Origin of the sequence: Pseudomonas sp. MWU12-2345, assembly GCF_023242385.1 — a bacterium.
Taxonomy (GTDB): domain Bacteria; phylum Pseudomonadota; class Gammaproteobacteria; order Pseudomonadales; family Pseudomonadaceae; genus Aquipseudomonas; species Aquipseudomonas gingeri_D.
Genome location: NZ_JALLJA010000001.1, coordinates 697,539 through 708,058 on the forward strand (window position 1 = coordinate 697,539; position 10,520 = coordinate 708,058).

Consider the following 10,520-nt stretch of genomic DNA (forward strand, 5'->3'; position numbering starts at 1 on the left):
TTTGCTCTCATTCGTGAAAACACCTCGATAGCAGCCTGTTGCATCTATCGAGGTGTGCGAAAGAACCGCTTGACCCCTTCAAGCCCATCATCGACATACGTAAAGATCACCGGCACCACCAACAGACTGAGCACCGTCGAGGCCAACAGGCCGCCGATCACCACCACCGCCATCGGCTGGCGGAAACTCGACTCCCCTCCCCATCCCAGCGCCGTCGGCAGCATGCCCGCGCCCATTGCGATGGTGGTCATCAGAATCGGCTGCGCCCGTTTGTGGCAGGCATCGGTCAACGCCTCATAGCGGCTCATGCCCTGGTCACGACGGGCCATGATCGCGTACTCCACCAATAGAATAGAGTTCTTGGTCACGATCCCCATCAGCATCAGCAAGCCGATGACCGAGGCCAGGGAAAAGCTCATCCCACCGATCAACAGCGCCAACAAGGCTCCGCCCAACGACAGGGGCAAGGCCGAGAGGATGGTCAGCGGCTGCATGAAGTCATGGAACAGCAGCACCAGCACCGAATAGACACAGAACACGCCGACGGCCATGGCCAGGCTGAAGTTGCCGAACAACTCGCTCATCAACTGCAACTCGCCCTGCTCCACCAGTTTCACTTGGGCCGGCAGGTGCTGCATCACCGGCAACTGCCTGGCCTGCTCCATCACCTCGCCCAGATTGCGCCCATTGAGTTCAATGGACAGGGTGATATTGCGCAGGCGATCGAGCCGATCGATCTGCGCCGGGCCGCTGCCCATGCTGATCTGCCCCAGGGAAGCCAGCGCGACCTGGCCGTCACGGCCCTTGACCCGTAACTGGGCGATGGTCTCCAGGTCACTGCGCACCTGCGGTTGCATGCGCACCCGGACATCCACCTGGCGCTGGGACAGATTGATCTTGCCAAGGGACGATGAAAAATCGCCGTAGGTGGCCATGCGCAAGGTGTCGGCAATGTCCTGGCTACTGATACCTTGTTCGGCTGCGCGGACAAAATCCGGACGCATCTGGATTTCCGGGCGCTGCACCGCCGTGCTCGACGTCACGTTGCCGATGCCCTTGAGTTGCCGCAACTGCGGCTCAAGGGCCGCGGCGGTACGCTCGAGCAAGTCGCCGTCATCGCTGGCCAGGACGATTTGCAGGCGTTCGCCACTGCTGTCGCCGCCGACATTGACCCGCACCCCGGGCAACCCCCGCAGGGCGTCGCGCATCTTCGCTTCGACCGCCGACTGTTTGAGCTCGCGCTGGTTGCGCGGTAGCAGGTCGACGGTCAGGACCGACTTGCGATTACCACCGCCGGCAATATCGCCACTGCCCACTGCGGCGAAAACATGGGCCACTTCGGCGATGGCGCGCAGGCGCGCATCGGCCTGCAGGGTGATCGCCGCCGTCTGCGCCAGGCTGCTGCCCGGCGGCAATTCCAGGCTGATGGTGCTGCGGGCATTGTCCTGGGCCGGCAGAAAGCTGGTGGGCAGCAGCGGAATCAGCGCCAGGGAGCCGAGCAACAGCACACTGACCAGGGCCATGGTGGCCTTGCGCCGGGTCAGGCTGGCGTGGATCCAGCCCAGGTAACGAGTCATCAAGCGGCTGTCATGCTCGACATGCGGCCCGGCCTTGAGCACATACGCCGCCATCATCGGCGTCAACAAGCGCGCCACCAACAGGGAAAAGATCAACGCCGTGCTGGCGGTCACGCCGAACTGCCGGAACAGCTTGCCGGAAATCCCGCCCATAAAGGCCGTGGGCAGGAACACCGCCACCAGGGTCACGGTGGTTGCCAGCACCGCCAGGCCGATTTCGTCGGAAGCCTCGATCGCCGCCTGCCGTGGACTTTTGCCCATACGCAGGTGCCGCGCGATGTTCTCCACCTCGACGATGGCATCGTCCACCAGGATGCCGATCACCAGGGCCAGGGCCAACAGGGAAATGGTGTTGAGGGTGAAGCCAGCGAAATACATCACGCCGAAGGTCGGGATGATCGACAGCGGCAGTGCCGTGGCAACGACAATGGTGGCCCGCCAGTCCCGCAGAAACCACCAGACCACCAGGACGGCCAGCAACATGCCCTCGTACAACAGCGCCATGGAACCGCGATAGTTGTCCAGCACCGGTGCAACGGTGTTACTCGCCTCTTCGACGTGAATATCCTCGTGTTGCCCGGCAAACCGGCTCATCGCCTGGCGGACATCGGCGGTCACCCCGACGTCGGAAAAGCCCAGGGAGCGGATCACCTGGAAACCGATCAGCGGCTGGCCGTCGCGATAAGCCCGGGTGCTGCGCTCGGCATGGGTATCACGCACCGTGGCCAACTGCTGCAAGGCGAGCATGCGCCCGTCACTGATGGGAATGCGGATGGCCCCGAGCGCCGCCGGATCGTCGATAGCGCCGAGGATGCGCAAGGCCTGCTGGCCGCTGCCGAGGTCACCCTGGCCGCCGGAATTGTCTTTCTGCATGGCCCGCAGGCGGCTGGCCACGTCGTTCACGCTCAGGCCCAGGCCGGCCATCATCGCCGGGTCGAGGTCGACCTGGACTTCGCGGTCCACGCCACCGACCCGGACGATCTTGGCCACCCCGCGTACCGCCAGCAGTTGCTTGCTCAGTTCATTGTCGACAAACCACGACAAGGCCTCTTCGTCCATCCGCGGTGCGCCGATGACATAGGTCAGCAGCGCCGAGGTATTGGTGGTCAGGCGCGATACCGACGGCGTATCGAGGTTCGCCGGCAACTCCGGCGTGGCGCTGTCCACCGCATTGCGCACCTCATTGAGGGCTTCGTTGCCGTCCTTGTCGATGGCAAAGGTCACGTTGATGCTCACGCTGCCGTCGGCAATCAGCGTGGTGACATGTTGCAACAGCCGTAGCGAGGTCAGTTTGTCCTCGATCTTGCGTGCCACCTCGGTTTCCAGCTGCTCGGGCGCCGCGCCTTCCAGCGAGGCACTGATGACGACTGTGGGCAGATCGGTGTCCGGGAAGTCCTGGATGCCGAGGCGTTCCAGGCCGAACACACCGAACAGGGTAAGCAGCACGAACAGCATGACCGCCGGGACCGGATAACGAATCGACAACGCGGAAATATTCATCGGGCCAGGGCCTCGCTGCCGACCAGGGTCACACTCGCCCCGTCACTGAGGAATGCGCCGCCACTGCGCACGATCCGCGCCTGTTCCGCCAGGCCGCCGACGATCTCCAGCGCCTGCCCGCGACGGCGCCCGACCTCTACGCCCTGTTGGTTGACATGCATGTCCTGGCCCAGCACAAACACGTAGGAACGCCCATCGCGCAGGACCACGGCGGTGTCCGGAACGGTCAGCGCCGCACGGGTCGGCAGTTCGATACGGCCGCTGGCGTACATGCCGGCCCGCGCCATGGAGCCCCTCGGCAAGGACACATAGACCAGCGCCCGGCTGGTCTTGCTGTCGAGTACCGGCGAGACCAGCCGCACCCGCCCTTCGACCTGCGTGCCACCTGGCAGCGTCACGCGGGCGGGCTGGCCGGCCCGCACTCCCGACAACTGTTGCGCGTCCAGTTCAGCCTGCCATTCAATACGGCCATCACGAATCATCCGGAACAGTTCGGCGCCAGCCGCCACCACGTCGCCGAGCAAGGCCTTGCGGGCGGAGATGATCCCGTCGTCCACCGCGACGATGCGGGTCTGTGTCAGCTTGATGCGGGTGGTGCGCAGGTCGGCGTTCGCCGCCGCCAGATTGGCCTCGGCGGTCTGCACCTTGACCCGATATTCTTCCAGTTGCTGCTCCGACAAGGCCCCGCTCTGCCCGACCAATGCCGCACGCCGCGCATTGGAACGGGCCTCCTGCAACTGCGCAACGGCCTGGGCGACCGCGGCTTTCTGCTTGTTTTCCTCGGCCAGCACGCTGTCATCGGCCAAGGTCGCGAGCACCTGGCCCTGCTTCACCCGGTCACCGATATCGGCGTTCAAGCTGGCGATGCGCAGGCTGCCGGTTTCGGCACTGATCACGGCTTCCTGCCAGGGCGCGAGCGCACCGCTGGCCAGCAACTCCTGCGGCCAGTCTTCGCGGCGCGGCTGAACCGTCTCGACACTCAGGCTGGTGGCCGGCACGACCGCGGCAGCCGGTGCCGAGGCGGCGCGGCCAAACAGCAGCCACCCCGAAAGTGCCAGGGCGGCAACCGCCAGCAGCCCATAACCCAGGCTCGGCTTCATGCCCCGCCTCGCGTCGGCGCGGCGCCGGCAAGTCCCGCGCGATTATCCTGCCAGCCACCGCCCAGGGCCTTGTACAGCGCGATCCAGTAGCGCACCTGATTCTGCTGCAAGGTGATCAGCTCGATCTGCGCCGACAACGCCGAACGACGGGCCAACTCACGATCCAGCAGGCTGGCGTTGCCGGCGTGCCAGTTACGATCGATGGCCTGGAAATATTCCTGGTAACCGTCGGTGGCGCGCTGCGCATCGACTTCCGAATGCCGCGTGGCATCCAGGCGTACCAGCGATTGCTCGACCTCCATGACCGCCGTGCGCAGGGTCTGTCGATAGGTCGCCAGGGCCGCGTCGTACCCGGCCCGGGCCGAGTCCACCGCAGCCCGGCGCTTGCCACCATCGAACAGGGGCACGCTGAGTTGCGGGCCGAGGCTCCAGTTCCGGCTGTAGGCGCCGCTGGTGTTGCCCACGGCAAACGAGCCGACCAGGCTCAGGCTCGGTAGTCGGTCGGCCTGGGCAGCGCCGATCTGTGCATTCGCCGCGGCCAGCTCGCGTTCGCTGGAGGCCAGGTCCGGGCGCTGGCGCAACAGGTTGGCGGGAATTTCCCGCACGTCCAGCAACGCCGGCTCGGGCAGCCGCGCCGGCGTCTGGGCGAGCACTTCGCGCACCTGTTCTTCGGCGCCGCCGGTCAGGGCCACCAGGCTCTTGAGCAACACATCACACTCGCTTTGCTGATTGGTCAGGGTCGCGCTGCTGGCGGCGGCGCTGGCATCGGTCAGCGCGGCGTCGGCGGCGGAGGTGAAGCCGGCCTGGAACGACAGCCGGGTCAGGCGTGCGGTCTGGTCCTGGGATTGCGCCTGGTCTCGGTAAGCGTTCACCAGCATCTGGCAGCCGCGGTATTGCACGAAGTCATCACCGACCTCGGCGGCCAGCGACACCCGGGCGTCATGCCAGTCATCGACACGGGCCTCAAGCAAGTTGCGCGACGCTTCGTCGGTGCGCCGCAGCTTGCCGAACAGGTCCAGTTCCCAGGCCGCATCAAGGGTGGCACCGGAGGTGGTGCCGCGCTGCTTCAACCCGCTCTGGCGCAGGCCGGCCCGGGCCTTGGTCAGCCCGCCGTTGAGCTGCGGCTGGGCGTCGGCGATGCTGCCGGCCAGGGTTGCGCGGGCCTGGGCGATACGCGCCAGGGCCCGATCAAGGGAAGGGCTGTCCACCTCGGCCAGCTGCAGCAGGGTCGCCAGCGCCGGGTCATTGAACTGCTGCCACCAATCGTGCAACCCCACCACCGTTGCCCCATGGGGCAACGGCGCATGCCACTGGCGAGCCACAGCCACTGCCGGCAAGTGGTAATCCGGCCCCAAGGTACAACCGCCCAACAGCGTCGCGAACAACATCGACAGCAGGCGGTGGGCGGCAGGTTTGGCGATAGGCATAACGCTCTCGAAGACACCTAGGCACAGGCGTCCTGGGAAATAGGAAAACGGGTGATGGCGCAGACGGCTACGAGGGCCGGCGCGGTGTTTTCTTCCCGCGCCATAAAGTCCTTTCGTGGCACGCATTTAACCCCAGCAGCCACGGCCTGTCTGGCGTGGAAAACGGGGACATCCCGGACGCAATAAAGTGGCGATCACCGCAGGGCTCTTACAGAATCGGGCTCAGCTCGAAATGAGCCGCCAATGAATTCGCACCTGTGCCAATGAGTGATCGACTATGGAAGAGTTAAGTAATCTCAAGAAACTGGAGTCGAACGCGCGCACCTATGCAGCGACGTTCCAACGCCTGTTTGTCAGCGGCAGGGGCATGCGGGTCAAGGATGCCAACGGTCAGGAGTACCTCGACTGCCTGTCGAATGCCGGCACCCTCGCGTTGGGTCACAACCCAGCGGTGGTGCGTGATGCAGTGATCGAGTTCCTCAACAGCGATCACCTGCAGCAGGCCCTGGACCTGGCCACCCCGGCCAAGCACGCCTTCGTCCAGGAGCTGTTCGCGACCCTGCCGGCCGGCCTGCGTGACCACAGCAAGATCCTCTTCTGCGGCCCCAGCGGCTCGGACGCGGTCGAAGCGGCGATCAAGCTGGCCCGCCATTACACTCAACGCTCCCCACTGATGGCCTTCCATGGCGGCTACCACGGCATGACCGCCGGGGCACTATCGGCCATGGGCAACCTCAATCCCAAGGCGGGCCTGATAGCCCAGGGCACCCACTTCCTGCCGTTCCCCTACCGCTTCCGCTGCCCGTTCGGCACCGATGGCGAACACACCGACCGTCTCTCCATCGACTACATCCGCACCGTGCTCTGTGACCCGGAAAGCGGTGTGTCGAAGCCCGCGGCGGTGGTGGTCGAAGTGGTCCAGGGCGAAGGTGGCTGCATCGCGGCCTCGGCCGAGTGGCTGCGGGCCCTGCGCGAGATCACCCGCGAGCAGGGCATCCTGCTGATCATCGACGAAGTGCAGACCGGACTGGGGCGTACTGGCAGCCTGTTCGCCATCGAACATTCCGGGATCACGCCGGATATCCTGGTGCTGTCCAAGGCCATCGGTGGCGGCTACCCGATGTCGGTGATCGTCTATGCCGAGCACCTGGACACCTGGGGCCCGGGCATGCACGCCGGGACCTTCCGTGGCAACCAGGTGGCCATGGTCGCCGGGGCGACGACCATGCGCTACATCAGGGAGCACGACCTGGTGGGCAATGCCGCGCGGCGCGGCGAGCAGTTGCAAAGCGGGTTGGAGGATATTGCCCGGCACTTCCCCTTTATCGGCGATGTGCGCGGCCGTGGCCTGATGCTCGGGGTGGAAATCGTCAAGCCGGGCACCGGCTCGCGTCCAGGGCTGGGTGATGGCGCACGGGCGCGGGCGATCAAGCTGGAGTGCTTCGACAACGGCATGATGATCGAGACCGGCGGACGCCATAGCGCGGTCCTGCGCTTCCTGCCCCCCCTGAACATTACCGAGTCGGAAGTGGGCCAGGTCCTCGATCGCTTCGAACAGGCTCTCAAGAGCAGCAGCGCGGCACGGGTTACCAGCGTCAGCGCGGTAGGCTGAGCCCATCGGTGCTTGCCCGCGACGCTGAAAGCTTCGCGGGCAGGCACCGCTCCCACATGATCAGCGTCACCCCGAGAGATCAAAAAGGGCCCGTCGTACAAACGACGGGCCCTTCTTCTTAATCCCGCGCCAACGCCTCGATCGGATCAAGCCGCGCGGCATTGCGTGCCGGCACGAAGCCAAAGACGATACCGATCAGCGTCGAACAGATGAACGCGGTGACAATCGAGCTCACCGAGAACACCATCTGCCACTCCTTGACCAGCAGGGAAAACACATAGCCGATGCCGAACGACAGGCTGATGCCGATCACCCCGCCGATCAGGCAGACCATCACCGCCTCCACCAGGAACTGCTGGCGGATATCCGACTGACGAGCCCCCACGGCCATGCGAATGCCGATCTCACGGGTCCGTTCGGTCACCGACACCAGCATGATATTCATCACCCCGATGCCCCCCACCGCCAGCGAGATCACCGCGATCAACGACAACAGCAACGCCAGCGACTGGCTGGTCTTCTGTACCGTCTGCATCACGCTGTCGAGGTTGTAGGTGAAGAAGTCCTTGGTCCCGTGGCGTTTCTCCATCAGCTTGCTGACGTTGTCCTCGACCACCTTGCTCGGCTGGCCATCCTTCATCCGCACCGTGATGCTGTCCAGGAAGCTCTGGCCCAACACCCGACCCGCCGCGGTTTCGTAGGGCATCCAGATATTCAGGTTCTTGCTGGTGTTGAAGATGTTCTTCTTGTCCTCGGTCACGCCAATCACCGTACACGGCAGGTTATCCACCAGGATCACCTGGCCCAGCGGGTCCACCGTCGGGCCGAACAGGCGGGTGCGGGTGTTGTAGTCGATCACCACCACCTGCGCCTGGCGCCTGGCGTCGTCCTTGGTGAACGAAACCCCCGAGCCTATCTTGGTGCCGCGCACCTGGAAGTAGCTCGGGCTGACCCCACTGACCGTCGCCGTCACATCGAGGTTGCGGTAGCGCACCAACAGGTTGCGCCCGATATTCGGCGAGGCACTGTCGATATAGTACAAGCCGCTCAAGGCCGCGACATCGGACAGTGCCAGGGTCTCGATGGACCCCGCCTTGTTGTCGCCGAAGTCGCTACCGGGAAAGATCTCGATGGTGTTGCTGCCGATGGCCTGGATGTCCTTGAGCACATAGCGCTTGGCCCCTTCGCCAATGGCCACGATCGACACCACCGAAGTGATGCCGATAATGATCCCGAGCATGGTCAGCAAGGTCCGCATACGGTGCGAGATCAGCGCCACCCAGGCCATCACGAAGGCTTCCTGGAACAGCGCCAGACTGGCCATCAGCCGGTTGCCCTGCTTGGGCTTGGCCGGCAAGCGCTCGCTGGCTTTCTCGTTGACCACCGGGCGATTGGCGTTGACCCGGTCGGCGATGATCTCCCCGTCACGCATCTCGATGATGCGCTCGGCATGGGCCGCGACCTTTTCATCGTGGGTCACCAGGATCACCGTGTGCCCGGCGCTGTTGAGCTCCAGCAGGATCTTCATCACCTCCTTGCCGCTGACGCTGTCCAGGGCCCCGGTGGGTTCGTCGGCGAGGATGATTTCGCCGCCGTTCATCAACGCCCGAGCGATACTGACCCGCTGTTGCTGACCGCCCGACAACTGGCTCGGCCGATGTTCCAGGTGCCCCGCCAGGCCCAGGCGCACCAACAGTTCCTGGGCGCGGCTGTAGCGCTTGGTCTCGCCGGTGCCGGCATAGACCGCCGGCATTTCGACGTTGTGGGTCGCCCCCAGGTGCGGCAACAGGTGATAGCGCTGGAAAATGAAGCCGAAATGATCCCGGCGCAACTCCGCCAGCTCATCGTCACCGAGGGTGCTGGTTTCACGCCCGTCGACCTTGTAGCTGCCGCTGTTGGCGTGATCCAGGCAACCGAGCACGTTCATCAGGGTCGACTTGCCGGAGCCCGAGGCGCCGGTAATCGCCACCAGCTCGCCGGCATTGATCGTCAGGTTGATGTCATTGAGCGCGATGAAATCCTTCTCACCGGCGACGAAACGGCGGGTAATGCCCTTGAGTTCCAGCAGGGGTCGGCTCATGGTCAGGCTCCCGCTACCACAGGTGTTGCCGACGGCTCGCCGATCACGACTTTGTCACCCTCGGCCAGGCCGCTCTTGATCTCGACCCGCACATTGTTGTTGATGCCGGTCTGCACATTGCGGATCTGCGCCTGGCCCTGATCATCCACCACCCGTACCGGGAAGGTGCCGTCCTGGTTCTTGTCACCCAGTGCCGCCACCGGCACCGTCAATACGGTCTTGGCCTGGTCACGGACGATATGCACCTGGGCGGTCATGGAAATGCGCAGGCGATGATCCGGGTTCGGCACATCGAACAAGGCGTTGTAGAAGACCGCGGTGTTCTGCTTGCTGGCGCCGGTGGCCTGGGCATCGAGGAAGTTCTGCGGCGCCGGCTCAGTGCCGCGCAACTTGGCGTAATAACGTTTGTCGGCGTCACCGAGGATAGTGAAATACACCTCCTGGCCCGGGACGATATGAATCACGTCGGCCTCGGAGACCTGGGCCTTGATGGTCATGGTGTCCAGGTCAGCGAGCTTGAGGATCACCGGCGTCAGCTGGCTGGCGATCACGGTCTGGCCTTCCTGGGTCACGATGCCCACCACATCACCGTTGATCGGCGCAACGATGCGGGTGTAGCCCAGATTGATCCGGGCGGTCTCGACCTGGATCCGTGCGTCCCTGACCTGCGCTTCCAGCGACAGCAGGTTGGCGCCCTTGACCTCGAAGTTCGATTGCGCGGTCTCGAAGTCCTGCTTGGAAATCGCGTCGTCCTCACGCAGCAGCTTGTAGCGCTCGTAGGTCGCCTTGGCATCCTTGAGTTGCGAGGCCGCCGCCTGTTTCTGCGCGATCAGGTTCTCTTCATTGACCTGCGTCTGGCGCAGGGCGTTCTGCAGCACCACCGGATCGATTTCCGCCAGCCACTGGCCCTGGGTGACCTTGTCGCCCAGCTTGACCTTCAGCGACTTGAGCTGGCCCGAGACCTGCGCACCGACATCGACCTGCTTGATACCTTGCAGTACCCCGCTGGCCAGCACGGAGTTCTCGATATCCGTGCGTTCGACCTTGGCGGTCAGGTACTCCGGCGGTTTTGCCGGGGCCTGCACGCTGTAGAAAATAATCGCCGCCAGAACCAGCAGCACTACCACGATTACCACTTTGCGAAACTTCAACTTTTTCATAGAAAGCCACGAATGTGTTGAGGGTTGACCCGGCGGCCCCGCCGCCGGGCTTGAAGAGACTGTG

Annotated in this window: 6 protein-coding genes; 1 reads left to right on the forward strand and 5 read right to left on the reverse strand. The window is 64.4% G+C overall.

Annotation, left to right across the window (positions count from 1 at the left end):
- Positions 1-44 precede the first annotated feature (44 nt).
- Genes M5C71_RS03120 through M5C71_RS03130 form a run of 3 tightly spaced genes read right to left on the reverse strand, consistent with a single transcriptional unit; the run spans position 45 to position 5,604 of the window.
- Positions 45-3,077, reverse strand: a complete 3,033-nt coding sequence (locus tag M5C71_RS03120) for an efflux RND transporter permease subunit (RefSeq protein WP_248767166.1) — start codon at positions 3,075-3,077, stop codon at positions 45-47.
- Positions 3,074-4,177 carry an efflux RND transporter periplasmic adaptor subunit gene (locus M5C71_RS03125; RefSeq protein WP_103498125.1) on the reverse strand — a complete coding sequence of 368 codons (1,104 nt, stop codon included), beginning with the start codon at positions 4,175-4,177 and terminating at the stop codon, positions 3,074-3,076. The genes M5C71_RS03120 and M5C71_RS03125 overlap by 4 nt, the downstream gene beginning before the upstream one ends.
- Entirely contained in the window at positions 4,174-5,604 is a 1,431-nt protein-coding gene (locus tag M5C71_RS03130; RefSeq protein ID WP_177100502.1) for an efflux transporter outer membrane subunit, read from the reverse strand. The genes M5C71_RS03125 and M5C71_RS03130 overlap by 4 nt, the downstream gene beginning before the upstream one ends.
- Positions 5,605-5,881: 277 nt before the next feature.
- Here M5C71_RS03130 and M5C71_RS03135 point away from each other — a divergent pair, with 277 nt between their 5' ends.
- Positions 5,882-7,216, forward strand: a complete 1,335-nt coding sequence (locus tag M5C71_RS03135) for a diaminobutyrate--2-oxoglutarate transaminase family protein (protein WP_152738625.1) — start codon at positions 5,882-5,884, stop codon at positions 7,214-7,216.
- A gap of 118 nt (positions 7,217-7,334) precedes the next feature.
- On the opposite strand, the gene M5C71_RS03140 is transcribed toward M5C71_RS03135, so the two are convergent.
- On the reverse strand, positions 7,335-9,296 hold the full coding sequence (locus M5C71_RS03140) for a MacB family efflux pump subunit (RefSeq protein ID WP_248767167.1): 1,962 nt from the start codon (positions 9,294-9,296) through the stop codon (positions 7,335-7,337).
- Between the two features lie 2 nt (positions 9,297-9,298).
- Complete coding sequence (macA, locus tag M5C71_RS03145; RefSeq protein WP_103498129.1) at positions 9,299-10,456, reverse strand: macrolide transporter subunit MacA; 1,158 nt, start codon at positions 10,454-10,456, stop codon at positions 9,299-9,301.
- Between the last annotated feature and the right edge of the window lie 64 nt (positions 10,457-10,520).

Bases quoted from the DNA above. Each gene is read 5' to 3' on its own strand.
- M5C71_RS03120 (WP_248767166.1), bottom strand. From the start codon at position 3,077: ATGAATATTTCCGCGTTGTCGATTCGTTATCCGGTCCCGGCGGTCATG.
- M5C71_RS03125 (WP_103498125.1), bottom strand. From the start codon at position 4,177: ATGAAGCCGAGCCTGGGTTATGGGCTGCTGGCGGTTGCCGCCCTGGCA.
- M5C71_RS03130 (WP_177100502.1), bottom strand. From the start codon at position 5,604: ATGCCTATCGCCAAACCTGCCGCCCACCGCCTGCTGTCGATGTTGTTC.
- M5C71_RS03135 (WP_152738625.1), top strand. From the start codon at position 5,882: ATGGAAGAGTTAAGTAATCTCAAGAAACTGGAGTCGAACGCGCGCACC.
- M5C71_RS03140 (WP_248767167.1), bottom strand. From the start codon at position 9,296: ATGAGCCGACCCCTGCTGGAACTCAAGGGCATTACCCGCCGTTTCGTC.
- macA (WP_103498129.1), bottom strand. From the start codon at position 10,456: ATGAAAAAGTTGAAGTTTCGCAAAGTGGTAATCGTGGTAGTGCTGCTG.